A 25,316-nucleotide genomic window follows, 5' to 3' on the forward strand; every position below is an offset into this window, starting at 1 on the left:
TAATGCTCGCTTTCGTCATGTTATTATTCAGACAATCCTAATTTGGACAAAGATTATTGATGAAATTCTAAAAACTCAATTTTATTTCCAAACGGATCATTAACGAAAAATCTAGTTCTACCTTCAATTGGTGGTTCTTCTTTAATTTCAAAGTTAAGTGCAATTAGTTGTTCTCTTAATGTCTCAATATTTGTAACAATTAATCCAGGATGTGCTTTTTTAGGCGCTACAAAGTCTTCTTGAATACTAATATGAATCTCTTGGTTTCCACAAATAAACCAACATCCACCTCTGCCCTTTAAATTTACTGGCTTTGGCAATTCTTCCATGCCTAAAATGCCGCTATAAAATTTTCGAGCTTCTTCCTCGCCACCTTTTGGACAAACTAACTGAACATGGTCAATTCCTTTTATTTCAAACGCCATAAAAAACACCTCTCCCATTATAAAAGAATCTTTTTTATATCTTTAGATTAACAGAACTACAAAATAAGAAAAGCGTTACTTCTGTCGAAGCAACGCTATTTTACTTATTTAAACTAATTTTAAACCATTTGTAATTAAATTCTTTAATGAATCCTCTATTCTTAATGCTTCTAATTCAGCTTTAAGTGGCTCCACAAGTTGAGCTAGTTTAGGATTAACTGTAGCAATTTCAAGTAATTCTAAACGTAATAACCAATCACTTTGGTGGTCGCGGTTAAGCTCACCATGAACAGCAATTAATTTAGAAATGCAGTCATCGCAGAAAGTATTCTTTTCTCTAATCACTCTAACTTCTTTATATAATTTTTCTAATTCAGTTAATGGAGCAGGTGTTTCCATTACGAATTCAATCTCTTTAATTGAATCACTGAAGTAAGATGCTGGGTCAGCCGCACCAGGGTATGCTGATACAACGCTTGAACCAACTCCCATATCAAATGTTCCCCACTCTTTTTTGAATAATTCTTTTCCTTCGTAAGTAACAGTACAGTCTTCAAATGAAATTAATGCAATCTTGTCTTCATTCTTAATGATATTCACAACTCTACCAGAAGCTCTTACACCGCTTAAGAATTCTAAATCAACAAAGTTTCCTACAACAATACCTAAATTTTTAAGTGCTGCATCATCACATTCTTCTAACTTAATATCTCCTTGTAGAAGTCCGACTGGAGTACCAAATCCTTTAGCGTGGTAGTCTTTACCGTGACCATCTAATTGTTTATTGTTAATTGATAGTGCTGTTTCGCCAGTTGTATTTACGTAAATTGCTTCACCGTTTTTATCTTTTAAGATCGCATGAACAATACCTGTTACACTTAATCCAGAATTAAATTCAAATGTAGCAACGCTTTTTGATTTAAGAGCCTTATCTAAGCTTTCAGTACCACCAACGCGGAACGCCATAGTACTTGCTAATTCTTCTGCACCTTGCATTAACTCATCAAAATCTTTACATACAAATAGTTGTGCTTGCATTTCAGTTATATTTTTCGGTTGTTCTGTAGCACCTTCAATAGAGAAAGGAAGTTTTTCTACTGCATCTGTAAAGCAATGTGTACTTTCACCTACTGATGATAATAAACCAGCACCATAAATTTTCGGATTATTTACTTCACCAATTAGACCATATTCAACTGTTCTCCAGAATACGCGTGAAATTTTTTCAGCTTCTGAAATTCCAACAATCGCTTTTTGTCTTTCTTCAACTAATTTTTGCGCAGCAGCTTTTTCTTCTGGAGTCGACTTTGGATCTTCCATTACAATCGTTAAATTTCGAACTGCTTCAAATAATTCTTGTTTTTCTTTCGTAGCAAATGCCTTTGCACCAATTGAACCAATTTTTTGAACGTATTCTCTAAATACAGGATCAAATAAGATTGGCGCATGTCCTGCAGCCTCATGAATAATATCTGGAGCAGGTGTATATTCTATATTCGTTATTTGTCTAATTTCAGTTGCGATTGGTAAAATCCCATTAGCTAAAAGTTCAAAAAATGCTGCACCAGGAATTAATCCATTAACGATCCCTGCGCCCCAACCAATTTTTGATAAGCTCTCGTTCATTTCAGCTACATTTGGAATTTTTTCCGTTTCAATTCCAGACATCTTTAAACCGTCTACAAATGCAGCATGTGCTTTATCTTTTAATGCATGATGGTTTTGTCTCATAACATAACGCCATACCGCATGGTCAATCGGCGTGTATAGATCATAATTTTGCTCCGATAAGTATTGCTTCAAATGAGGTGGTATAATTTTTGTTTCAAAAGCTGCTTCTTTCATGTCATCAATTCCCCTTTTTTATAATTGTTTCACTTAAAAATCTATTACACTACTTTCTTAAAAATACCCGTTCTATCTATTCTTGCTAAAAGCTTTTTTGAGCATTTCTAAGCAAGTTTCCATCATTTATCCATTTCTACCTTTTCCAAGTTACTCCTTCTTTCTACAAAATCTTTTTTTATTCGGTAATTATTGTCATAATCAACCAAATACATCACTCCTTCCAATGCTAGTGAGAAAGGCGCGCTGCGCTCACGTAGGTAATTAAGATATTTAAAAACATAAAAAAAATCCCTACTGTTTGCACAGTAGGGACGAACGGTTAATTCGCGGTACCACCCTAGTTATTAGCTGTATTAACTACATACTAATATCTTCATTTCATAACGGCTCTTCACCGTCTTCCCCTCACTAACGTTTCGAAGAAGATGCTCGTGGATTGTAATTCGTGTCGTTTTTTGTACTGATTTGCACCAACCATCAGCTCTCTGTTACAGGGAAAACTTCACTACTAAGTTCCATTCATTGCTTTTTATTATTAAATTGAATTGTTCTTAAAAATAAAAAAGTCCCTACTGTTTGCACAGTAGGGACGAAATATTGTATTCGCGGTACCACCCTAAATTTATTAGTATTCAAAACGATACTAATATCTTCATTTCATAACGGCTCTTCACCGTCTTCCCCTCACTATTCGTTTCGAAGAAGATGCTCTAGGATTGTAATTCATGTGTTCTATGTACTGGTTTGCAGCTACCACCAGCTCTCTGTTACAGGGAAAACTCCACTACTAAATTTCCTATCATTGCTTTCGTCATTCAATTAATACATACTTTATTCCTATTTCTCATAAATGTCAACACTTTTTATACTTATTTTTCAAAAGGATTTATTATTTAAATATAATTTTACGAATTATCTCTAGAAAGATACAATTGTAATCATCTATTTTTTTCTCGCCAACTTAATGAGAAAATTGAACCTCAATTTTAATAAAAGCTTTTTTCATCCAAATGATTTTACTAGATGAATCCTATAATTATTAAGATTCTAAAGTAAAATAATCTTACTATAGATAAATAGTTATTTTCATCTTAATTGTTTATTTTTCTACAAATTGAAAACTCACACTTATTTTTATTAGTCCCACCCTCTAAGAAAGTATTGAAAGCGATATTATATTAGAAAAGTTTACTCTTAGCACACTTATTAACTTCCCTAATAAACGGTTCTTTGTTCTTAGTATAGGTTTGACGGTCAAATTGAAATTCCTTCGCGAGATTCTTTTTTAGATTCAAATACTCTTCTGCAATTTTAGGGTTCTCTCTCAAGTAATCCCTAAACAATAATTTTTCAATCCATTCATTACTTTTATATTCACAAATATGTAAGTGGCACGTTCCTTGTCCCCTTTCCCCATTTCTAAAGAATATTCTATCTGTTAATTCAGGCTTGGGGACATATTCGTAATCAACTGAGCTTAGTGGTTTTATTAGTTCATCAACATCATCTAATTGATCGATTCCAATCATAATATCTATTATTGGTTTTGCTCCTAAACCTTTTACTGACGTACTCCCGATATGTTCGATTTGAATTAGTTTATCTGAAATGACGGATAAAATTTTCCCTTTTTCTTCTTCAAATTGTAATTCCCAATTAGGATCGTAATTTTTTAACATTACATTCGGACTTGTCACCTTATCATCTCTTCCTCATAAATTCTTTTTTCTATCAATTCTCTATCTTTCATTTTATTCATATTGACAATCTTTTTATATAAAATATAATTAATTTATAATATGTTAACCATGAAAATAAATAAGTTAACATAAAGAGAGGGAGATTTTAGTAATGCAACAAGAAAGATTAAAAATGCTTATTAATTCAGCTTTATTTGCAGCAATTATTGGTATTCTATCTCAAGTATCTATTCCTTTGCCTTTTTCTCCTGTTCCAATCACGGGACAAACATTAGCAATCGGCTTAGCGGCTACGATTTTAGGTAAAAAATACGGAACAATCTCGTTACTTCTTTATTTAGCGCTTGGCGCAATCGGAATTCCGGTTTTCGCAGGAGGTGCTGCGGGGTTTGGGGTACTAGTCGGTTCAACTGGTGGTTATTTAATTGGATTTATTCCAACTATTTTTATCATCGCTTACTTTATTGAAAAAACAAAGTTCACAGTATTAAATGCAATGATTGCAAACACGATCGGAATGTTTGTTACATTAATTTTTGGTACTGTCTGGTTAAAAATAGCGGCTTCTCTAAGCTGGCACGACGCAATGGTTTTTGGTTTTTATCCATTCATTATTCTAGGATTAGTTAAAGCCTATGTTGCATCTGCACTAGGTGTTATGATTGGTAAACGTTTAGTAAAAGCAAATTTACTAAAACGTGATGAAATTTCAGCATAATATAGAAAAAGCTCATTCGATGAAATGAGCTTTTTTTATATTCTTAATTCATACCCATTGTATTATTACTACGTTTACCTATCAAATCGTAGATGAACTTTATCAATTTTAAAACGAAATAACCTAATATTCCACCGAGTGTATTTAAGATTAAATCATCAACATCAAAGCTTCCTAGCTCTAATGCCAACTGAAGGATTTCATAAGTTAAACTTAAAATGAACGTCGCTTTTAGAATTGACTTAAAGTTAAAATACTTCTTAAGGATTAAAGGAAGAATAAAACCAAAGGGCATAAAGCCGATAATATTTCCTGCCAAATTACTAACTCTAATATTTAAATTAATATCTGCTAAAAACAAGTAAAAAATGATTGTTTTAAATGGAATAAAGTTATTAAAACTCCACCAATTCTCTCTAATTAAGCTAAATTCAAATTGACTTATTACTTGTGATATCGGCGTATACTTGAAAAGAATATTTTGCGTCAAAATCATCAAATAGAAACAGAATAATAAGATTAAAATCGTCTTTATAAACTTATACATATTTTAAAATCTCCGAACCACTTTTATTTCAATAATACCATAATTATCCAATTTTGAGTCATTTTATTTTCAAACCTTTTTTGTCGGATACTAAAAAACCACTCATTTGAATGAGTGGCTACTAGTGTGGAAGATCAACAGATTTAACGATTGATCGATCTCCTTTTTGTTGGACTGTAACAATGAAATCACTTTCATTATTGAATTTATCCATTTGTCTCTCTGGAATATAAAAACGACTTAAATTATGGTTAAGGACTATTTTTTTGCCGCCCTCACCATCATCATATGAATATTGAATGGTTGCTTTAATATATTTTGCATGTGTTGGGCGATGATCCGATGCATAGTTAAATACGTATATACCATTTTGATGATCCTCTTTAAAAACGATATAAGCTGCCTTCCCATCTTTCGGTTCTGATTTTCCTTGCCAATCTTTCATATTAATCGTATCGAAGCTGTATGTCAGAGATGCATAGTGCCCTAATAATGGTTCTATCGGATCTAGACTTTTTGATTCAATTTTAAAAGTATCTGCCGACTGTTTAAAGTACATAATATTTCCAAGTAAAGCTAGTAATAGAACAAACTGAATAAGTGAAAGAAGAAGTAACTTTTTCTTACTTTGCATGTTCATCACCTCTTACTTTTTTCGATTGAAGAAATACAAGATATAAAACAATTGCAAGGATGATAAACACAATTGATTTGCTTATGAATGAAACAGCTAATCCAGTGTAAATGCCAATTACAAGCGCTGCAAATGTTATAAACCCTATAATGATGCTGCCTCTTTCGTGACCTGAAACTCCATTAAATAGACGGATACATGAATAAGCAAATAAGATCAAAACGCCTACAATCATATTGGCTAATTTATCTTGAACACCTAAAATTGGTAATAAAAATATAAATAAGAAAATCCAAAGATGATTTTTCATAGCCACATTGTTCTTCCACTTTTTGTATGCAGTGTAGATTGCTAGTATAAGGATTAACAGAATAATAGCATCAAATAACGGTACAGCTACCGGCTTCAAAAACCCATATGAAAATTCCTTTTGTAGCTCATGAGCTACATCATACAATCCCCCAAATGTTGTAGTGAAATAGGTGAAGAACCATACAAAAATCGTAAATACTGGCAGGAGTACATAGTCAATTACTCCGCGTTCATTCAAATACCAAAGAATAAATACGACTAGAATAATAGGTATAAAATACTGGCGATTTGAAAATGTCTGGAAAAACATAATGATGATATAACCTATGAATGAATAATTAAAGCTTACACTCCAACGATTCTTCATGATTTTCAAGAAATATATTGAGCAAAGCAACAATGGAATTTGTAGTAGATAAACATGTACAGTATCTATTCCTGCACTATAGCTCAAGCTAAAAAACCCAATTCCTAAAAACAGATAATAAAACATATCGTGCTTTAGGACATAGTAATAAAGAAACGCGAGCATAGTCCACGTAATAAGAAATACTGGACTATCACTAGAAAATTGATACATTTGTACAATTAAAACAAATGCACATGCATATCCGATCACATTAATAAAATTTAAACAATGTCCAAACAATTCTTTGGCTTTTTGATAACTTATAAATGCTACTGCGTGGAAAACAAAAAGCGTTACAAAAATAATAACTAATCTCATAGTCTGACTATATTCATTCCAATTACTACCCACAAGTGCTAGAATCGCAAATGCCACAAGTAAAGCAATTAAAAATGGCACTATATTCCCTAAAAATGATTGCTTCTCAACCTTGCCTTGATGCCTTTCGTAATCAAGTATTCGATTTAATGAATCATCATCTAGTAAATTGAGCTTGTGCCACTCCTTTAGCTTTTGTTCTAATTTACTCATTAACTCCCCCCTTTAGTAGTAGCTCTTAAAGCCACTTCTTTTATTATTATAATTTATCAAGAAAGCATAAATTACCTTTATATTTTAAAAATTTGCCTCTTAACCTACACAATATTTTAATTAAACGTTTGTTTAATTCATTATTTCTTCAACTATGGCTTAAGAAATTGACTTTAATAATTAGCATCGTATTGTCCCCTCTTGACTATTATGATAGTCTGTTGATAAATTCAATCAGTTTAATCACTTACCAAATAATTCAAAAAGGAGGTTTTTTATTGTTTAAAATCATGATTGTAGAAGATGATGAAAAAATTCGCAAAATCGTCTCCGAAACGTTGAAGAAGTGGCAATACGAGGTAATTGAAGTGACAAAGTTTGATCAAGTCCTTTTAGAGTTTGAGAATACTCAACCTCACCTTGTTTTATTGGATATAAACCTCCCCACTTTAGACGGATTTTATTGGTGCCAACAGATTAGAATGACCTCTAAGGTTCCAATTATATTTCTTTCTTCTAGAACTCAAAATATGGACGTTATAATGGCAATTAATATGGGCGGCGACGACTTTGTTCAAAAGCCATTTGATTTAGGTGTTTTAGTCGCGAAGGTTAGTGCGCTATTAAGAAGAAATTATACATATCAAGATGAGAGCAATACGAATCTCACTCATCGTAATCTACAATTCAATTTAAATAATTCAACAGTTGCTTATATGAAAAATTCAGCTGAGCTATCAAGAAACGAATTTATTATTCTCCAAATTATGATGCGTAATATTGGAAAAATCGTGTCCAGAGATGATTTAATGCAGGCGCTTTGGAATGATGACCAATTCATTGATGATAATACTTTGACTGTCAACGTTAATCGATTACGACGAAAAATCTCCTCACTTGGGCTTGATGATTTTATTCATACTCGCAAAGGTCAAGGATATATCATATGAAGAAGTTTTTACTGTTCCTTAAGTTTGAAAAATCATATTTGTTTCTATACATTATAAGCAACATCATCCTTGTCACTTTACTTACAACCGACCCTTCCATTTCATTTCGATGGGATACATTCACTTATGCCTTTGCACTGAATATATTCATTTTTATAGCCTTTCTTCTTTATCGTTTTCAGAAAAATAGTCAGACGATACGCCACATAGACGAAGAAGATTATGAAAACCTATCTTTTGAAGGGGTCTACTATGAAAAATATATTGAAGAACTAAAGCGCAATCATATTAGAACGATCAATGATGTTCAAGCTAAGCAAAAAGAATATCATGACTATATTGTCTCTTGGTTTCACGAGATAAAAACACCTATCTCTGTATTACGATTGATGCAACAAACTGACTTCGAGCCTAAAAGTTTAATAGAAGAAATTACTAAGATTGAGCAATATGTTGACCAAGCACTTTACTATGCTAAGCTCGATAACTTTAATCAGGACTATGAAATTAAAAACTGCAACTTAGATCGTCTCGTTAAAGATACTTTGAAAACACACTCTAAAGCCTTCTTTGCTAAAAAAATTCGTTTAAACTTGTCCATAGAACCTACAATTATCCAAAGTGATTCAAAATGGTTACAATTCATCTTAAACCAACTAATTACGAATAGTTTGAAGTATTCGAACGAAAATGGAGAAATAGCAATCTCCACAAATGAAACACAACAGGAGAAGCTTTTAATCATCGAAGATAATGGTGTCGGAATTAAACAAGAGGACTTGCCGCGCATATTCAATCGTGGCTTTACTGGAACAAATGGACGCATTTTCACTAAATCCACTGGTATGGGTTTATATTTAGCCCAGGAGTTATCAAATAAATTGGGGCATTTTATTACTTGTACTTCAGAAGAAAATATCTATACTCAATTTGTCATCCACTTTCCAAAAAATATTGACCCATTTTGGTCTACAAAGAAAAACTCTTTAGCACATAATAAAGGAGCTCCCTTTTAAGTCGGACAAATCGACGAACGGGAGCTCCTTTTATTAGCCTTTTCTGTTAGTTTGTTGATTAGTGGAAGATTCTCGAACTTTAATTGGGAACCTACCTCTTCTGATTAACGATCTTATAATAAATACTCGTCGAAGATAAATAAAACAAAATATAGATCAATGTATATGAAATTAATACACCTATAATAATGCTAGTGAGCCCAGGAAAGCCCTTCACTGAATCTAACATATAATATTTTAATATTAGCCAGCTCTGCATAACTCCTAGTAGTAATGGAGGCATAAAAACAAATAATAATTGCTTTCGTATTACACTTTTTATTATATTATTTGTCGTACCGATTTTACGTAATATTGCATATAATCTTTGCTCTTCTGTAGCTTCACGTAATTGCTTAAAATAAATAACGCTCGCCAAAGCAAATAATGCAATAATGGCTAAGAAACAAGCTGAAAACAGAACTAAAGATGAGCTTTCAATTTGTTTTGAATACACATCAGCAAATGAGGAGTAATATGCATTTGGCGTTTTTGTTACAATTGCATGTATCTTTTTAGAAAGCTCTTCAGCATTTTTCACATCTTTAATATGATAAATTTCAAATCTCTGCTTAACTGATTGTTTTTTTATATTATTGTAGGCCTCATTTGAAATAATTAGTATCGAAGGTTTTATTAACATTGATTTACCTGGGTCTGTTCCCCACCCAAGCAACGCATAGTCTTTTTTTTCTACTAGATTAAAGGTTTGGTCTTGTTTAGTTGTAATCGTAAATTTCGGCTGATGGTCTACAGGATATACTTTCGGAAAGTCTGATCCTTGAGAAAGTGAAACAGCTTCCATCCCATTCAAATGAACTTTTTCTTTTTTACCATGCATCGTTACTATTTTATTATATTCATTCTCTGAAAATAGCAGGATTTCTTTCGTAAAATATTGAGGATTTTCAAAAGCAATTGCTCTGTTTGACTTTGTTTTTGAAACTAATCCTTCTATTTGTTTGTATTCTTCAATTGGATGATTTGAATTTTTTATTATTTGATGGATATGATTACTAGTATTTTTATCGATTGTTTGAAATGCAATATCATTAGGTAGGTTCATTCCAACAGCTTCAAATTGCACTTTATAATTAATTGTAACAAATCCGATTAACAAGATTAGTACTGCACTAAAAAGCGTAATAAATGTTAAATTTAACGTATTACTTCTTATTTGAAATCTTAATGATGAAACCCAAAGGACCGTATTTCCTTCATAAAACCTTTTTCTATTAGAAAAAACTTGTAACAACCAACCTGTAAACTGTCGAAAAAATAAATATGTTCCACCAATTAAACCAATTGTTACCGTGATTGAAGTAAAACTTACATGTTCCTTCCAAAAAACTGATTCTTTTCCACTAGTAATGAGATAGACAGCTATTCCTAGCAATACGATTGATAAAATTGCAAAAAAAGGTGAAGATTTAAATGTTTTTTCTTTTTTTGATTGTGCATGAAATAGTTCAACGATTTGTACTCTGCGGATCATAAAAAAGCTTTGAATACTAATAATAATCGCTAGTAAAATAAACAAACCAACTGTTGAGGCAATCGCTTCAATCGGAAAATTCAATGAAATGACTTCATTGTATTTCATTAAATTCATTAATAACATTCCGAAGAATTTAGATAATAAGCCTCCAATTAACATCCCACTCACAAGAGAAATCCCACCGATAAAAAGATTTTCATAAAATATCATAAGTGTGATTTGAGCTTCACTCATCCCATACAATAAGTACATTCCGAATTCTTTCTTTCGCTGTTTCATAAAAAATGAATTTGAATACAGAATGAAAAAAATAATGAATAGGAAAATAACAACTGTTGCAATGCTAACACCAGTTTTGAAACTTTCTTTGTTTTTAAGCGCATTAATAATGTCATCGTTATACATTAATGCCGAAAACGTAAATTGAATAATCACTCCGATAATCATTGAAACTAAATAAATTGTATATAAGCGAAAATTTCGTTTTATATTCCGACTTGTTAACTCTAGGAGGTTCATTTTAATTCCCTCCCATAATACTTTGTGTGTCTAAAATTCGATCGTAAAACGTCCTTTGCTCTTGATTACCTCTATATAGTTCATTCACAATACTTCCATCTCGAAGAAAAATCACTCGCTTACAATGGCTAGCTGCATAAGGATCGTGTGTGACCATTAAAATAGTCGTTTGAAATAATTCATTCAAATTGACTAGTTGTTCTAGCAGTTGCGTTGCAGATCGCGAATCAAGTGCTCCAGTCGGCTCATCAGCAAATACAATTGCCGGATTCGTAATAATAGCTCTAGCAGAAGCTGCTCTTTGTTTTTGGCCACCAGAAATTTCATAAGGATATTTTTGTAATATATCCTCAATATTTAGCGCACTAACAATTGGACCAAGTCGCTTTTCCATTTCTTCAATCGAGAATTTTCGTAATGAAAGAGGTAGCAAAATGTTTTCTTTTACATTTAAAGTATCTAACAAATTATAATCTTGGAAGATAAATCCCATATGTTCTTGTCTAAATTTGCGCAAAGTTTTCTTATTTAAATCTAATAGAGACTGCTCATTTAACCAAACATCCCCACCTGATAATTGATCGATCGTTGATAAAACATTCATTAATGTTGATTTCCCTGACCCTGATGGCCCCATTATGGCTGTAAATTCAGCTAGCTGAATTGTTAAATCAATATTTTTTAAGACGCTTGTTTTACCGTAGTTTTTTGATAAATTTTTAGCTTGGATTACAGTTTTCATGATTATTACCTCCTGTTCATGTTAACTATAAACTGACCACACGATGTAAACCATCGATTTAACATGAACTAAAGTGACGATTTTGTCACATTGTAAACTGTATGCAAATCTAATTTTCCATAAATAATTGATTATTAATCCAATTAACTAGAAAAGTTTTTTTCAAACAAAAAAACAGCCCTATTTCTAGGGCCGTTTCTTCATCTATTATACTGGATAAACACCATGCTTTTTCGTAGCAGGAGTTTCATACGACTCTGAATAATATGCAAAACGTTTAATAAGCTCTGCACGTAACTCTTCTGGTTGGATGACTACATCTACTACTAGCTCAGACGCTAAGCGATAAATATCGATATCCTCAGCGTACTCTTTACGTTTTTCTTGGATAAAGGCAGCTTGTTCTTCTTTTGGTAAACTTGCGATTTTTTTCGCGTATACTGCGTTTACTGCTGCTTCAGGACCCATTACAGCGATTTGAGCAGATGGGAATGCAATTACACAATCCGTTTCAAATGCAGGGCCTGCCATTGCGTAAAGTCCAGCACCGTAGGCTTTACGAGCAATTACAGAAATTTTTGGAACCGAAGCATTACTCATACTATAAAGCATTTTTGCACCATGACGGATAATTCCCGCACGCTCTACTTTTGTACCAATCATGAATCCAGGTACATCCATTAAGAATAGTAAAGGAATATGGAAAGCATCACATAAATTAATAAATTTAGCTGCCTTGTCAGCTGAATCGTGGAATAATACGCCACCTTTAACTCTTGGTTGGTTAGCGACAACTCCTACGCTACGCCCATCTAATCTAGCAAAACCAGTTACTAGTTCAGGAGCAAATAGCTTTTTAATTTCGAAGAATGAATCTTCATCAACTACTCGGTCAATAAATTCATAGATTGAAAATGGTACGTTTTGATTGCTTGGAATAATTTCTGATAAAGATTTCTCCTTTTGTACAGGATTTTTAGCCTCAACAACAGGAGCTCCTTGTTTGAAATTAGTTGGTAAGTAAGATAAATAGTCTTTTAACTTAGAAATCGCTTCCTCTTCTGACTCACATAATACATCTCCACAGCCTGAAACTGAACAGTGCATTCTAGCTCCACCCATTTCTTCGAGTGTAACTTTTTCACCAATTACCATTTCAGCCATACGAGGAGAACCTAAGTACATTGAAGAGTTGCCTTCAACCATAAATACAACATCACAAAATGCAGGAATATAAGCTCCACCTGCAGCAGATGGTCCAAATAATAAGCAAATTTGAGGTACTTGACCTGATAGCTTAATTTGGTTGTTGAATATACGTCCAGCACCACGTCTACCTGGGAACATGAATACTTGATCAGTAATACGAGCTCCAGCAGAGTCTACTAAGTAAACTAGAGGTACTAGCATTTTTAAACAAGTTTCTTGAATACGGATAATTTTCTCAACTGTTTTTTCGCCCCATGAACCTGCTTTTACTGTTGAATCATTTGCCATTACACAAACAGTACGGCCATTAATTTTACCGATTCCTGTTACAATGCCATCAGCTGGAAATTCATCATTCATACAGTTTGCAAAGAAACCATCCTCTACAAAACTGTCTTTATCTAAAAGTTGATTTATTCTTTCTCTTGCAAAGAGCTTACCAATTTTGGCATTGCTCTCATGATATTTTTCTTTCCCACCAGAAAGTATTTGTTCTTTTCGAGCTTGATATGTTGCTTCGTTTGACATACAATTACTCTCCTTTATATTGCGGCCTACGCTTTTCTTGAAATGCTACTAAACCTTCCATACGGTCGTTTGTATGCAATAATGTTTCGTATTCATATGTTTCTAATCTTAACCCTAAATCTAAAGGAAGATCGAAACCACGTTGAATAGCCTTTTTTGCAGCACGAATTGCAAGAGGACCTTTACTTGCAATTGTTTCACACATTTCAAGCGCCTTATTTTGTAATTCATCTATTTCAACAACATGTTCTAAAATGCCATATCCTTCTGCCTCAACTGCACTTAAGCGTTTGCCAGTAAAGATTAGTTCCTTCGCTCTTCCAAGGCCAATTAAACGTGGAAGTCTTTGCGTACCACCAGCTCCTGGAATAATTGCTAAAGATGTTTCCGGTAAACCAACGATTGCTTCTTTATGTGCAATTCTTATGTCGCAGGCTAAAGCAAGCTCTAGTCCTCCACCTAAGGCAACACCGTTGATTGCGGCGATTGTTGGCATTGGTAATCTTTCAACCTTTTCAAACAGCGTACCAATCTTTTCAACAGTCTCTCGAGCCTCGCTCTCAGTCATGCCTCTTCTTTCTTTTAAATCAGCACCACTACAGAAATACGATGATCCACTACCTGTAAATACAACAGCGCGTATAGATGATTTCTTTAACTCTTCCATTTGAATATGAAGAGCATCTAATAACTCACGTGATAATGAATTAGCTGCATTTGTACGATTTAAAGTAAGAATTCTAATGTGACCGATATCACTCACTAATAAACTTGATTCCATTTAAATACTCTCCTTTGAACCATTCCATACTGAAAATAGCTTACTAACTGGTGTTAAGTTCATTTGTTCAGAGATATATGAAGTAGCTTGATGAAGTTTCTTTTCATCAATATTAGTTGAAATGCCTAAATTATGAAGTAATGAAACAACATCTTCAGTAGCTACATTGCCACTAGCTCCTGGTGCATATGGACATCCACCTAGTCCACCATTTGAAGAATCAAATTTTTCAATACCAAATTGTAAAGAAGTATATAGATTTGCAATCGCACGACCATATGTATCATGGAAGTGCATAGCAATTCGATTAACTGGTACTTCTTTAACAAGATTTTCTAAAAAATCATTCACTTGAAGTGGGTTAGCAATTCCGATTGTGTCTCCTAACGAAATTTCATCTACGCCACATTCAAGTAATTGGTTTGCAAGATTGATAACTTTCAATTGGTCTACAGCACCCTCATATGGACAACCAAATACAGTTGAAATATAGGCTCTAGTAGTCTTTTTATTGTTTTTACATTCTGTAATCATTGAGCGAATATCGTTCATTGAATGTTGGATACTCGCGTTCTTGTTTTTTAAATTATGTGTTTCGCTAGCAGATACAAAGAAATTAATTTCATCTGCATCTACTTCAAATGCGCTCATTAAACCTCTTTTATTAGGAACTAGAGCTGCATAAGTAACCCCATCTTTTTTCTTAAGCTTTGTAAACAAATCTACAGAGTCACTTAACTGAGGAATCCAGTCAGGTCTCACAAATGAAGAAACTTCAATATAAGATAAACCACTATCAACTAATAAATTTATCCAATCAAGCTTCTGCTCAGTTGAAACAAACTGTTTTTCATTTTGTAAACCATCGCGTGGTCCTACTTCTCTTATAAGAGCCGATTGAGGTAGCTTCATCATTTTTACTCCTAACCTAATTTTTCAACTTGGATTAAAGAGTCGCCTTCATTTACAAAATCGCCTTCGTTTACGAATACATTTACTACCTTACATTTATATGGAGCTGTATGAGGAATCTCCATTTTCATAGATTCTAAGATTACATAATCTTGATCACTACTAATTTCGTCTCCTACAGATACAAGACATTTCCATACGCTTCCAGCCATCATTGCAGTTAAGTTTTCCATATTTAATTACCTCATTTCACTTTTTGATATTCACTAATAAAACTTGTTGTATAGTCGCCTTCTTGGAATGCATTCGTTGAAAGAATATCAATCAAAAATGGCACATTTGTTTTAATGCCTTCAATTTCTACATTTTTAAGATAATTGTGCAGTTGAATTACTGCCTCTTTTCTTGTATTTGCTGTAACAATTACTTTTGCTAATAAAGGATCATAAAATGGTGATACTACCCATCCATCATAAAGATGTGTATCAATACGTACACCAATTTCCTCTGGGAAGTTACAATGTTGAACTGTTCCTGGAGATGGGAAGAATGTTTTAGGATCTTCAGCATAAACCCTCACTTCAATCGAGTGACCATTCATTTCTACATGAGTAGGACGCATTGGAAGTGTTTCACCAAATGTAATGCGGAATTGCCATTCAACTAAATCAATTCCTGTAATTCCTTCTGTTACACCGTGCTCAACTTGTAATCTTGTATTCATTTCTAAGAAATAAATATTTTCTTTTTCATCAACTAAAAACTCAATTGTTCCTACGTTTACGTACTTCATTTGATTAGCAATTGTAAGAGCATATTCCTCAAGCTTTTTTCTACCTTGTGGAGAAAGGAATGGCGATGGTGCTTCCTCAACAACCTTTTGGTTTCTTCTTTGAATTGAACAATCTCTTTCAAATAAGAAAACAGCATTGCCATGAGTATCAGCAGCAACTTGAGCTTCAATATGTCTAGGTTTAATAATCGCTTTTTCAATGAATACATCATCATTCGCAAAAAATTGAAGAGCTCTCGTTTGTGTTGTTAAAAATTCTTTTTCAAGCTGTGCTTCGTTTTCAATTAGCTTCATGCCAATTCCGCCGCCGCCACTAGACGCTTTTAACATAACAGGATAGCCAATTTGTTCTGCAATTTCTTTTGCCTCTTCAACAGATTGAATTGGATGAGAATTCCCTTTAATTACTGGAATGTTTAATTGCTCCATTATTTGTCTTGCTCTAATTTTTTCACCCATCATCTCTAAATGCTCTGGCTTAGGACCAACAAATAAGATGCCTGCTTCTTTACATTTTTTAGCAAAATCACTATTTTCTGATAAGAAACCATATCCTGGATGAATGGCTGTAACATTATTCTCTTTTGCAATTTTTATAATTAAATCTGCGTTTAAATACGTATCTTTTGTATGATTTCCTTTTAAAGAAAAAGCTTCATCACTTAACTTAACGTGCAAACTTTCTTTATCAGCATCTGAATAAACTGCTACAGTTTGATAACGAAGTTTTTTACATGTTTCAATAATTCTACATGCGATTTCACCACGGTTTGCAATAAGTATTTTGATCATATTCTCGCTCCTTATCGGCATCCTAATTGACGTGCGATTACCATACGTTGAATTTCTGAAGTACCTTCACCAATCTCAAGTAACTTAGCATCACGAACTAAACGTTCAATACCATATTCCTTCATATAGCCATATCCACCATGAATTTGTAATGATTCATTCGCAACTTTGGAAGCGATTTCAGATGCGTATAACTTAGCGAACGCCGCTTCTTTCGTAAACGGTTTTCCATTGTCTTTTAACCATGCTGCTTTATGCACCATGTTTCGTGCTAATTCAACTCCCATAGCCATATCAGCTAACTTAAACTGAATAGCTTGGAAACTTGATAAAGGTTGTTTAAATTGCTTACGTTCTTTAGCATATGCTAATGCTTTATCAAGAGCTTTTTGTGCAATACCTACAGCAAGTGCTGCGATTGAAATTCTTCCACCATCTAATGTATATAAGAATTGGCCAAAACCTTTTTCAGGATTACCAAGAATGTTTTCTTTTGGAACACGTACACCATCTAAAACAATTTGAGTCGTATTAGATGCACGAACACCCATCTTGTCGTAAGGATCTGTGATTGTTAATCCTTCTGAGTCAGTTGGTACGATAAATGCACAAATATTTTTCTTTCCATTTTCGCTAATCGAAGTATAAGCAGTTACGATGATTGTGTTAGAATATTGAGCATTTGTAATCCAGCATTTTTCACCAGTAATCACATACTCGTCACCTTCTAAAACTGCTTTTGTTTGAGTTCCACCAGCATCAGAACCTGCATTTGGTTCTGTTAAACCGAAAGCACCAAGCGTTTTTCCTTGCGCCATTGGAACTAAATATTTTTGCTTTTGTTCTTCTGTACCAAAATAGTAAATTGGAGAAGCACCTAATGAACAAGTTGCCGCAAAGCTTAAACCTGTTCCTCCACATGCACGCCCAATTTCTTCTACAGCTAACGCATAACTAATCGTATCGCCACCGCTACCGCCGTATTCTTCAGGGAACGGAATACCTAATAAACCTAATTCACCCATTTTTTTGAACGTTTCAATCGGGAATTTACTATCACGATCAAGCTCTTCTGCAAAAGGCTCAATTTCCTTCGCTGCGAAATCTCGTACCATTTCTTGAATCATTTGCTGTTCTTTAGATAATAAAAAATCCATGTGTTAGTCACTCTCCTTTTAATATTTAGGTACGTTTTAAAAAACGTAAGAATGTCTCCAACTGCGCAAATAGCAGTGGAGTCCTCATATTTCACGTATAAGAGATAAATATTTTAGTCTTACAATTGATAATATTCGATATATTCTACCATTTTCCTTTATTGTCCTTTCGACAAATTGAGACAAAAGGGCAGGAGTTAGAATAAGAATGAGTGCGACTCAAAAGTACAAATAAATGTCGAACTCCAAATAAGCCATAGAAAAGTGCAAATAAGAAACTTGTTCGTGCAAATAAGCGAAAATGTCCTGCAATTAAAATAGCTAAAACTGCAAATAAGATAAAATATTACCCATACCGGTTATGGTATTCACACTAAATATTGAACAATCGTTGCTCCTTTTAAATAGAAAACTATCAAAATTGCTCTAACCTTAGATAAATCAACTAAAAAACCGATATAAAACTGCAAATTATCTATAATAAACGACAAAGGTCCATTGATATACCCCTTTCTATGTTCAAACTACACAGCATTAATATGAAAACAAAAAAGGCATACCCCAATCACAGAGATACCCCCTCATAATCAATTATTAATATCCAATAAAATCTTCCCAGTACTTTGTCTACTTTCTATTAATCTATGAGCACTAGCAGCATCTTCTAACGAAAAATGTTGCCCGATTTTGATATTTAAAAGTCCTTCATCGATAAATTTAAATACTTGTTCCGCTGTTTCCTTCAAAATCTCTGGTCTTTCTTTCCTTGTTGTACCTAAACTAAAACCAATGACTGATCGACAGCTCGAATGTAACTTATTTGTTTTAAAATGACCAACTTCACCGCTTGAATTGCCGAAGTGAACAAGTCGTCCGTATTTCGCTAAGCAATCCATGCTTTGTTCTGAAATTCTACCAGCAACTGAATCTAAAATGATATTAGCTCCTATTCCGCCCGTTAACTCATTTACTTTCTCTGTAAAGTTTTCCTTTTCATAGCAAATCACATGATCTGCCCCAGCATTTAGAGCATACTCTATTTTCTGTTGACTTCCCACTGTGCCTATAACTTTACCGGCACCTAATATCTTTGCTATTTGAATAGCCGTCGTACCTACACCGCCAGCAGCAGAATGGATTAGAACGGTTTCTCCTTTTTCAATTCTAGCTAAATCAGCTAGCAGCTTATATGAAAGAAACGAAACGGTAGGGCAGGCTGCAGCTATATCAAATCCAACCGTTTCAGGTAACAGGTATGTTAGATTTTCATTTGCAACAGCATATTCAGCGTATGAACCACCTGCTGGAAAAGCAGCAACTCTTTGACCAACTTCAAATTGTTTCACATCAGATCCAACAGCTTCAATAGTTCCAGCAGCATCTAGACCAGGGATAAATGGGAATTTTCCTTTACCTTTTTTTCCATATCTTGCTTTTACATCTGCAAAATTCACACTGGCTTTTTCTACTTTAATTAACACATGATTAGAGCTAATTTTTGGTAATTCAAGATCAACAAACTTTAATACATCTGGTTTTCCAAACTCTGTCACAACAATTGCTTTCACACTCTCCACCCCACTTATTGTCATTACTTTTATTTTATCTATAAGAATGAAGTCTCGGAAAATAACAATTTATTATGAGTTCCAATAAGTTAGACTTATTAATTTCATTGCTATTGTAAAGTTCTAAACATCATCTCGAATATATCGCTCATATTTATTTTAGAATTGTACTTATTCATTGTATTTTGAACGCGTAAACCATACATAAACGTTAGAAACAAATTAGCCATTTTTTCTGCATCAACTGCTAAAGGAATCGCACCTTCTTCCTGCCCTACTTTGATCCATTTTGTTGACGTCGCTAAACTATGCAAATAGACATCCTTTAATATTTCTTCAACTTTCTGATTATCCACGCGACTTAGTAAATAAATAAAAATTTTAGTCGTTACATCTTGTTCCGTAGAGTGTTTAGCTACGCCACCGGCAATTACTTTCAGTGGGTCATTAATTCCTACTGTTTCATTCTTAGATACGACTTCCAAAAATTTTGTATCAACTTGCCCGATACGTGCTTTCAAAATCAGTCCAAACAATTCATCTTTTCCAGTAACATAATGATAAATGGCACCTTTAGAAAGTCCTGTTCGATCAATAATATCCTGCATTGTTGTTTTTCTACAGCCTTTTTCTTCAATGAGCTGTTCTGTAACTGATAATATCAATTGGAAGCTTGAATTTAGCTGCGAATTTTCTTTCATGTTTACCTCCTGTGCAAAAACATTGATGATACCAATCTATTAAATTAATTATTATTTAGTTGTTTTTCCATACAATAGTAGGGATTCTTTCGTAATGGAAACTCTATAGTCCCTCTTTTAACATACCCATACTTTGTATACAGCCCCACTGCTTCGTCATTTGTAGAATAGACATCCAATCTAATACTTGTATACCCTTTTTGTACTGCCAATTGTTCCACGTACTCTAAAAGTAATTTTCCGATTCCCCTTCCCTGGTAATTAGGCCGTACCGCAAGTCGGTGTATGCAAACTGGGTTTCCATTTTTGTCATCCCAATCTATATGTTCATATTTTTTACTTTGTAATTCATCGAGTACAACAGTTCCAATTACGACATGATTGTCTATTATTCCATATATATTTTGATTAGTTATATCATCTTGGATAACAAATAGATTTGGGTAAAATAGATCCCATTGATCATTTTGATTGCTGCGCAAATGCTTCGTCACGGTTTTATACAGCTTCAAAACGTCTTTTTGATAATTCTTTTGAATTGGAATAATGTTCATCTTAACTCTCCTTATCAAGATTACTTAGTTATCTGTAATTTAATTTCTTGAAGCTTTTTTGATGACTTTCTTCTATAAAAAACAGTCCATAAAATTGCAGCACCTATAAATCCGTAAAGGACATAATTTGAGAAAAGTAGATATCTTTCCGTCGATAGATCGTAAACCATAATAATTCGCACAATTGCTTCTGATAACAGCATAATTCCCCATACAAGCGTCATTAATCGCATAACAAAACGAAAATATTTAATATTCCAGTTTTCAGCAAAACGATTATTTTGGATAAATCGCATTCCTAAGTAAAACATGATAGGTCGTTTAAATAATAGAGATACTAAAAAGATTATTCCGACCGAAGCCGTTATTAATGATTCTCTTACAAGCAAAATCTTTTCACTACCGCCAAGAAAGACTAATAAAAGAGTTAGAATAAGTGAAAAAAGCATTAACCCTCCAAAAGCATCAAGCCTTTTATGCTTCCATAAATGAACTACATTATCAACCAATGGAATTAGAGTTGCAAACGAAAGAGCTAAAATACTGCTCATATAATCTGATAACACAACATAAATAACCCAAGGTAAAATACCGTTAATTACTAATGTGAAAATGACATACATTCTTTTAGACATAAAATCATCCCTTTAAACTTATTTTTTATATAGAGATTATTGGTACGAACGATATTTTATTTTTTTTAGCTATTTTAGAAAGACCGACTGTTGGTTTGTTTTTTTATAAGAGTATATTATGTACCGACCGTCGGTATGTTAATGAAAAATAATATTTTTTTGAAAATAGGCTACGAATACAATTTTGTTTACTAAATTTGGAATCCTTATGAATTTTTCCATCTTACAAATCATTTAACTTTTAGAAAACAAAAAAAGGCATCTATCCATCGAATAACGATGAAATAGACACCCCTAGTAATTTACTATTTATTAACTAGCATACTTAAATGTTCAGCAGCCGATTTAATATCTTCTTTCCCTAAAATCGCAGAAACAATTGCAACACCATCAATTTTTGATTCCATTAATTCAGAAACGTTTTCTTCATTAATACCACCGATGCCTACGATTGGAATCTTTACTGCCTCGCGTATTCTTCGTAGTTCATCAAGTGTTAAGTACTTTGCATCTAGTTTTGTACTTGTTGGATACATTGAACCAATACCGACATAGTCCGCTCCTTGTTCTTGTGCAATCATTGCTTCTTCTAATGTCGATGCAGATACACCAATAATCATGTCTTCGCCAACAATTTTTCTAGCCACTGTTAAAGGTAAATCTTCTTGGCCGATATGCAGGCCATCAGCTTTAATTGCCAATGCGATATCTAATCGATCATTTATAATTAATGGTACATTATATTTTGAAGTTACTTCTTTTACTTGCATAGCAACTTGATAGAAATCCAAACTACTACAGTTCTTTTCTCTTATTTGAACAATTGTTGTTCCGCCTTGAATTGCTTCCTCAACAGATTGAACAAGATCTCTTAATCCTAATACATCACGATCAGTTACTAAATAAAGCTTATAATCGACTTTGTTTTTTGTTATAGCCATTCGATTTTACCTCCTGTTAGAAGCTTATCAACGGAGATTATAGATACTTCATCAAATAAATTTACTCTAAATGTACCGATTGCTTGTTCTTCAGTTAAACGAGCTTTAGCAAGTTCCCCGCAAAGACCCATTGTAGTGATACCCGAAACAGCAGCTAGGAAGTAATCATTTGTTGTACCAGCATAAGTTCCGATTAATGATGTAGTCATACATCCAGTACCAGTTACATCGGCTAGCAATTTATCTCCATTTGATATTGTGCATACTCGGTCCTGTTCTGCAACAACATCCACTGCACCCGTGATTGCTACAACTGATCCTAATTTCGCTGAGAGTGATTTTGCAATTTCGACACCATCTTCTTCATCAGCTACAGAGTCTACCCCTTTAATTTGAACGTTTAAGCCGGCAATCATTTTAATTTCTGACATATTTCCACGTACTACAGCAAAACGTACTTCTTTCAATAATCTTGCAGTTGTTTCTGTGCGTAGAGTCGTTGCCCCAACTCCTACAGGATCCAAAATAACAGGTACACCTAATTGATTAGCTTTTTTACCTGCTTGAATCATTGATTGGATAGTTCTCTCATTTAACGTACCAATATTAATTACAAGAGCTGAAGCAAATGATACCATTTCCTCTACTTCGGCTAAATCATCTGCCATAACCGGTGACCCACCTAGTGCTAATACCATGTTTGCACAGTCATTTACCGTTACATAATTTGTAATATGATGAACCAAAGGCTTTTTCTCTTTTACGCTTGCAATTAATTGACTCATTTCATTCATAGTTAACATTTTTTTCTCCCCCTATTTGCTTTCGAATAAGTTTATTTAATATAAATTGAACGACAATATAAATAACACAAATTAAAATCATGCTCGGAACAGTAGCCCCAAGGAATAAATCTAATTGAACAAACTTGCGATAAATGAAAACGCCTAAAATCCATGTAATAAACGCTAACCAATCAATTTTTAAGGATTTACTTATACTTGTTCTTTTTAGAATAAAGTAATCTGTTAATAAAATTGCGTACAACGGTGCAAAGAATGACCCAATTGTATATAAGAATCCTTCATATTTTTCAATTGGGAAAATCACCGCTAATATTGTTCCAATTGCTGTAACGATCAACGCTATATGCTTTCCATTTAGCTTTGGAAAGATGGTTGTAACTGATATCCCAGCTGAATAAGCATCCATGAAGGTTGTTGTAACAGTTGCTAAAACAACGATACCAACTGCGAATAAACCTAAATTTGCACTCATTAATACAGCTACTGGATCCACTTCATTAAATGCTAATGCTGCCCCAAGCCCAATAATATACATCCATGAACTTCCAAACATATATCCTATGAAACTACCAATTGCCCCGTCTTTTGTAGTTTTCGCGAATCGAGTATAGTCACTAATTAATGGAATCCATGATAGTGGCATAATGACTGATAATTCAACTGCTTCGCCAAAAGATAATCCTGAAGTACTTGGCTGAGAAAGAATTTTATCACTTTTAAAAATAACAAAACATAATACAATCGTTAAAACAAATAGCAAACAAACGGCCATACTATTAAGTTTTTTTGAAGCATTTTGCCCAAAGTACAACCAAATTGCTATTAGCACTCCAATTACTAAACACCAAACCCAAAGGTGATTAAAATGATAATCATTTTTTGTGACTATATTGATTGAACGAGCTCCTGTTAAAATCATAATTGCCGTCCAACCAAGCAACTGTAATACATTTAAAATTGAAAACAAGTAACTACCATAGCTACCGAATGAAATTTTTGTTGATTCCATTGCGGTTAATCTTTGCTGAGAGCCAATTACACCACCTAATACAAGTAAAAGTGTTCCTATTAAATGTCCTACTAAAATAGCTGTTAAACCTTTAGTAAAACCTAATGGAGCTATTAATGCCCCTGTCATGATTTCCGCTACTGATACCGCAGCACCAAACCAAAGTGTCGTAAAATTCCACTTTGTCATTTTTGCATTTTGATTAGACATGTTGAACTCCTGCCTTTTCATACAAAGAGTAGAAGTGATGGACAGGACCTACTCCTTTTCCGATTGAGAAGGAATGTTGAATCGCTAATGTTATATAGTTTTTTGCTTCTCTAATTGCCTCATTTAATTCAAGTTCATTCGCTAAATTAGATGTAATTGCTGAAGATAAAGTACATCCAGTACCGTGAGTATTAATTGTATTGATTCTAACGCTATTAAAGCTAGTAAACTCCTCACCATTAAAGCAAATATCTGTTGCTTCACCCTCTAAATGGCCACCTTTTACAAGGACGTTTTTTGCACCTAATGAATAAATTTGTATAGCAGCTTCTTTCATTTCTTCAATCGTCGTAATTTTTCTTCCAGTAATAACTTCTGCTTCAGGAAGATTCGGTGTAATAACAGTTGCTAACGGAATTAATTCTTGAATTAAAGCTTCCTTTGCATCCGGGCTTAGTAAGTCGAACCCGCTCTTAGAAACCATGACTGGATCAACTACAATATGCTTTGGTCTATATTCCTTTAGTTTTTCAGCAATTACTTTAATCGTATCGATTTGTGATACCATACCAATTTTTACTGCATCTACTTCGATATCTGTAAATATTGCATCTAATTGACTCGCAATAATCTCTGGTGTCATATCTTGAACAGCAAACACTCCTTGCGTATTTTGAGCAGTTACTGCTGTTATTACACTCATTCCAAAAACACCATGAGCTGAAAACGTCTTTAAATCTGCTTGAATTCCAGCACCACCACTTGAATCAGAGCCGGCTATTGTTAATACTTTCTTCAATGTTCTTCCCCCTATTTAATGAATAGAACTCTT

25 protein-coding genes and 2 other annotated features are annotated in these 25,316 nt (G+C 33.6%); of the genes, 3 read left to right on the top strand and 22 right to left on the bottom strand.

All coding sequences use genetic code 11. The annotated features are described in order from the left end of the window. Positions 1-53: 53 nt before the first annotated feature. The 3 genes from ACFCYN_RS00465 to ACFCYN_RS00475 all read right to left on the bottom strand — a co-directional run bounded on the left by ACFCYN_RS00465 (position 54) and on the right by ACFCYN_RS00475 (position 3,970). A complete protein-coding gene (locus tag ACFCYN_RS00465; RefSeq protein WP_375946860.1) occupies positions 54-425 on the bottom strand; it encodes a VOC family protein in 372 nt (123 codons plus the stop codon). 108 nt (positions 426-533) lie between these two features. Continuing rightward, positions 534-2,270, bottom strand: coding sequence for an aromatic amino acid hydroxylase (locus ACFCYN_RS00470; protein ID WP_375946862.1), 1,737 nt, complete (start codon positions 2,268-2,270; stop codon positions 534-536). A gap of 307 nt (positions 2,271-2,577) precedes the next feature. Further along, positions 2,578-2,805, bottom strand: a binding site (T-box leader). 50 nt (positions 2,806-2,855) lie between these two features. Then, positions 2,856-3,085 (bottom strand) — a binding site (T-box leader). Positions 3,086-3,451: 366 nt separating this feature from the next. Continuing rightward, positions 3,452-3,970 carry a GrpB family protein gene (locus ACFCYN_RS00475; protein WP_375946864.1) on the bottom strand — a complete coding sequence of 173 codons (519 nt, stop codon included), beginning with the start codon at positions 3,968-3,970 and terminating at the stop codon, positions 3,452-3,454. A 154-nt stretch (positions 3,971-4,124) separates the two neighbouring features. On the opposite strand from ACFCYN_RS00475, the gene ACFCYN_RS00480 reads away from it, so the two are divergent. Continuing rightward, a complete protein-coding gene (locus ACFCYN_RS00480; protein WP_098171831.1) occupies positions 4,125-4,691 on the top strand; it encodes a biotin transporter BioY in 567 nt (188 codons plus the stop codon). Between the two features lie 43 nt (positions 4,692-4,734). Here ACFCYN_RS00480 and ACFCYN_RS00485 read toward each other — a convergent pair whose 3' ends face one another. From ACFCYN_RS00485 to ACFCYN_RS00495, 3 genes are all read right to left on the bottom strand, one after another. Continuing rightward, on the bottom strand, positions 4,735-5,238 hold the full coding sequence (locus ACFCYN_RS00485) for a VanZ family protein (protein ID WP_375946866.1): 504 nt from the start codon (positions 5,236-5,238) through the stop codon (positions 4,735-4,737). Between the two features lie 121 nt (positions 5,239-5,359). Then, the gene (locus ACFCYN_RS00490) at positions 5,360-5,872 is read right to left on the bottom strand and encodes a GDYXXLXY domain-containing protein (RefSeq protein ID WP_375946868.1); all 513 of its coding nucleotides are present in this window, start codon (positions 5,870-5,872) and stop codon (positions 5,360-5,362) included. Continuing rightward, on the bottom strand, positions 5,862-7,124 hold the full coding sequence (locus ACFCYN_RS00495; protein WP_375946870.1) for a DUF2157 domain-containing protein: 1,263 nt from the start codon (positions 7,122-7,124) through the stop codon (positions 5,862-5,864). The genes ACFCYN_RS00490 and ACFCYN_RS00495 overlap by 11 nt, the downstream gene beginning before the upstream one ends. A 278-nt stretch (positions 7,125-7,402) precedes the next feature. On the opposite strand from ACFCYN_RS00495, the gene ACFCYN_RS00500 reads away from it, so the two are divergent. Continuing rightward, positions 7,403-8,074 (top strand): response regulator transcription factor, encoded by a 672-nt coding sequence (locus tag ACFCYN_RS00500; RefSeq protein ID WP_172446305.1) that lies wholly within the window; start codon positions 7,403-7,405, stop codon positions 8,072-8,074. Then, positions 8,071-9,090, top strand: a complete 1,020-nt coding sequence (locus tag ACFCYN_RS00505) for a sensor histidine kinase (RefSeq protein WP_375946873.1) — start codon at positions 8,071-8,073, stop codon at positions 9,088-9,090. The genes ACFCYN_RS00500 and ACFCYN_RS00505 overlap by 4 nt, the downstream gene beginning before the upstream one ends. A gap of 91 nt (positions 9,091-9,181) precedes the next feature. Here the strand turns inward: ACFCYN_RS00505 and ACFCYN_RS00510 are convergent, their stop codons facing one another. The 16 genes from ACFCYN_RS00510 to thiD all read right to left on the bottom strand — a co-directional run bounded on the left by ACFCYN_RS00510 (position 9,182) and on the right by thiD (position 25,283). Continuing rightward, the gene (locus tag ACFCYN_RS00510; RefSeq protein WP_375946875.1) at positions 9,182-11,146 is read right to left on the bottom strand and encodes an FtsX-like permease family protein; all 1,965 of its coding nucleotides are present in this window, start codon (positions 11,144-11,146) and stop codon (positions 9,182-9,184) included. Between the two features lies 1 nt (position 11,147). Continuing rightward, positions 11,148-11,888 carry an ABC transporter ATP-binding protein gene (locus tag ACFCYN_RS00515; protein ID WP_172446308.1) on the bottom strand — a complete coding sequence of 247 codons (741 nt, stop codon included), beginning with the start codon at positions 11,886-11,888 and terminating at the stop codon, positions 11,148-11,150. A 207-nt stretch (positions 11,889-12,095) separates the two neighbouring features. Next, entirely contained in the window at positions 12,096-13,625 is a 1,530-nt protein-coding gene (locus ACFCYN_RS00520) for an acyl-CoA carboxylase subunit beta (RefSeq protein ID WP_172446309.1), read from the bottom strand. A 4-nt stretch (positions 13,626-13,629) separates the two neighbouring features. Next, on the bottom strand, positions 13,630-14,406 hold the full coding sequence (locus ACFCYN_RS00525; protein WP_172446310.1) for an enoyl-CoA hydratase-related protein: 777 nt from the start codon (positions 14,404-14,406) through the stop codon (positions 13,630-13,632). Then, the gene (locus ACFCYN_RS00530; protein WP_172446311.1) at positions 14,407-15,318 is read right to left on the bottom strand and encodes a hydroxymethylglutaryl-CoA lyase; all 912 of its coding nucleotides are present in this window, start codon (positions 15,316-15,318) and stop codon (positions 14,407-14,409) included. 11 nt (positions 15,319-15,329) lie between these two features. Beyond that, positions 15,330-15,551, bottom strand: coding sequence for an acetyl-CoA carboxylase biotin carboxyl carrier protein subunit (locus ACFCYN_RS00535; protein WP_056469678.1), 222 nt, complete (start codon positions 15,549-15,551; stop codon positions 15,330-15,332). 11 nt (positions 15,552-15,562) lie between these two features. Then, on the bottom strand, positions 15,563-16,903 hold the full coding sequence (locus ACFCYN_RS00540; protein WP_172446312.1) for an acetyl-CoA carboxylase biotin carboxylase subunit: 1,341 nt from the start codon (positions 16,901-16,903) through the stop codon (positions 15,563-15,565). Positions 16,904-16,914: 11 nt separating this feature from the next. Then, complete coding sequence (locus ACFCYN_RS00545) at positions 16,915-18,060, bottom strand: acyl-CoA dehydrogenase family protein (RefSeq protein WP_172446313.1); 1,146 nt, start codon at positions 18,058-18,060, stop codon at positions 16,915-16,917. A gap of 587 nt (positions 18,061-18,647) precedes the next feature. Continuing rightward, positions 18,648-19,628 carry a quinone oxidoreductase family protein gene (locus ACFCYN_RS00550; RefSeq protein WP_375946879.1) on the bottom strand — a complete coding sequence of 327 codons (981 nt, stop codon included), beginning with the start codon at positions 19,626-19,628 and terminating at the stop codon, positions 18,648-18,650. A 110-nt stretch (positions 19,629-19,738) separates the two neighbouring features. Continuing rightward, positions 19,739-20,329: a TetR/AcrR family transcriptional regulator gene (locus ACFCYN_RS00555; RefSeq protein WP_375946881.1), complete on the bottom strand. Its 591-nt coding sequence runs from the start codon at positions 20,327-20,329 to the stop codon at positions 19,739-19,741. Between the two features lie 44 nt (positions 20,330-20,373). Then, on the bottom strand, positions 20,374-20,883 hold the full coding sequence (locus ACFCYN_RS00560) for a GNAT family N-acetyltransferase (RefSeq protein WP_375946883.1): 510 nt from the start codon (positions 20,881-20,883) through the stop codon (positions 20,374-20,376). Between the two features lie 20 nt (positions 20,884-20,903). Further along, positions 20,904-21,518 carry a VC0807 family protein gene (locus tag ACFCYN_RS00565; RefSeq protein WP_375946885.1) on the bottom strand — a complete coding sequence of 205 codons (615 nt, stop codon included), beginning with the start codon at positions 21,516-21,518 and terminating at the stop codon, positions 20,904-20,906. Between the two features lie 305 nt (positions 21,519-21,823). Continuing rightward, positions 21,824-22,459, bottom strand: a complete 636-nt coding sequence (gene thiE / locus ACFCYN_RS00570; RefSeq protein ID WP_375946887.1) for a thiamine phosphate synthase — start codon at positions 22,457-22,459, stop codon at positions 21,824-21,826. Further along, entirely contained in the window at positions 22,450-23,262 is an 813-nt protein-coding gene (gene thiM, locus ACFCYN_RS00575) for a hydroxyethylthiazole kinase (RefSeq protein WP_375946889.1), read from the bottom strand. Before thiM ends, thiE begins: the two co-directional genes overlap by 10 nt. Continuing rightward, positions 23,246-24,484: a putative hydroxymethylpyrimidine transporter CytX gene (gene cytX, locus ACFCYN_RS00580; RefSeq protein ID WP_172446320.1), complete on the bottom strand. Its 1,239-nt coding sequence runs from the start codon at positions 24,482-24,484 to the stop codon at positions 23,246-23,248. The genes thiM and cytX overlap by 17 nt, the downstream gene beginning before the upstream one ends. After that, positions 24,477-25,283: a bifunctional hydroxymethylpyrimidine kinase/phosphomethylpyrimidine kinase gene (gene thiD, locus ACFCYN_RS00585; RefSeq protein ID WP_375946892.1), complete on the bottom strand. Its 807-nt coding sequence runs from the start codon at positions 25,281-25,283 to the stop codon at positions 24,477-24,479. Before thiD ends, cytX begins: the two co-directional genes overlap by 8 nt. Positions 25,284-25,316 lie beyond the last annotated feature (33 nt).

The organism is Gottfriedia sp. NPDC056225 (assembly GCF_042267765.1).
In the GTDB taxonomy this organism is placed as follows: domain Bacteria; phylum Bacillota; class Bacilli; order Bacillales; family Bacillaceae_G; genus Gottfriedia.

What these genes read in the sequence shown, in the direction of transcription:
- ACFCYN_RS00465 (WP_375946860.1), bottom strand. Translation starts at nt 425, where the DNA reads ATGGCGTTTGAAATAAAAGGAATTGACCATGTTCAGTTAGTTTGTCCA.
- ACFCYN_RS00470 (WP_375946862.1), bottom strand. Translation starts at nt 2,270, where the DNA reads ATGAAAGAAGCAGCTTTTGAAACAAAAATTATACCACCTCATTTGAAG.
- ACFCYN_RS00480 (WP_098171831.1), top strand. Translation starts at nt 4,125, where the DNA reads ATGCAACAAGAAAGATTAAAAATGCTTATTAATTCAGCTTTATTTGCA.
- ACFCYN_RS00485 (WP_375946866.1), bottom strand. Translation starts at nt 5,238, where the DNA reads ATGTATAAGTTTATAAAGACGATTTTAATCTTATTATTCTGTTTCTAT.
- ACFCYN_RS00490 (WP_375946868.1), bottom strand. Translation starts at nt 5,872, where the DNA reads ATGCAAAGTAAGAAAAAGTTACTTCTTCTTTCACTTATTCAGTTTGTT.
- ACFCYN_RS00495 (WP_375946870.1), bottom strand. Translation starts at nt 7,124, where the DNA reads ATGAGTAAATTAGAACAAAAGCTAAAGGAGTGGCACAAGCTCAATTTA.
- ACFCYN_RS00505 (WP_375946873.1), top strand. Translation starts at nt 8,071, where the DNA reads ATGAAGAAGTTTTTACTGTTCCTTAAGTTTGAAAAATCATATTTGTTT.
- ACFCYN_RS00510 (WP_375946875.1), bottom strand. Translation starts at nt 11,146, where the DNA reads ATGAACCTCCTAGAGTTAACAAGTCGGAATATAAAACGAAATTTTCGC.
- ACFCYN_RS00515 (WP_172446308.1), bottom strand. Translation starts at nt 11,888, where the DNA reads ATGAAAACTGTAATCCAAGCTAAAAATTTATCAAAAAACTACGGTAAA.
- ACFCYN_RS00520 (WP_172446309.1), bottom strand. Translation starts at nt 13,625, where the DNA reads ATGTCAAACGAAGCAACATATCAAGCTCGAAAAGAACAAATACTTTCT.
- ACFCYN_RS00525 (WP_172446310.1), bottom strand. Translation starts at nt 14,406, where the DNA reads ATGGAATCAAGTTTATTAGTGAGTGATATCGGTCACATTAGAATTCTT.
- ACFCYN_RS00530 (WP_172446311.1), bottom strand. Translation starts at nt 15,318, where the DNA reads ATGAAGCTACCTCAATCGGCTCTTATAAGAGAAGTAGGACCACGCGAT.
- ACFCYN_RS00535 (WP_056469678.1), bottom strand. Translation starts at nt 15,551, where the DNA reads ATGGAAAACTTAACTGCAATGATGGCTGGAAGCGTATGGAAATGTCTT.
- ACFCYN_RS00540 (WP_172446312.1), bottom strand. Translation starts at nt 16,903, where the DNA reads ATGATCAAAATACTTATTGCAAACCGTGGTGAAATCGCATGTAGAATT.
- ACFCYN_RS00545 (WP_172446313.1), bottom strand. Translation starts at nt 18,060, where the DNA reads ATGGATTTTTTATTATCTAAAGAACAGCAAATGATTCAAGAAATGGTA.
- ACFCYN_RS00555 (WP_375946881.1), bottom strand. Translation starts at nt 20,329, where the DNA reads ATGAAAGAAAATTCGCAGCTAAATTCAAGCTTCCAATTGATATTATCA.
- ACFCYN_RS00560 (WP_375946883.1), bottom strand. Translation starts at nt 20,883, where the DNA reads ATGAACATTATTCCAATTCAAAAGAATTATCAAAAAGACGTTTTGAAG.
- ACFCYN_RS00565 (WP_375946885.1), bottom strand. Translation starts at nt 21,518, where the DNA reads ATGTCTAAAAGAATGTATGTCATTTTCACATTAGTAATTAACGGTATT.
- thiE (WP_375946887.1), bottom strand. Translation starts at nt 22,459, where the DNA reads ATGGCTATAACAAAAAACAAAGTCGATTATAAGCTTTATTTAGTAACT.
- thiM (WP_375946889.1), bottom strand. Translation starts at nt 23,262, where the DNA reads ATGTTAACTATGAATGAAATGAGTCAATTAATTGCAAGCGTAAAAGAG.
- cytX (WP_172446320.1), bottom strand. Translation starts at nt 24,484, where the DNA reads ATGTCTAATCAAAATGCAAAAATGACAAAGTGGAATTTTACGACACTT.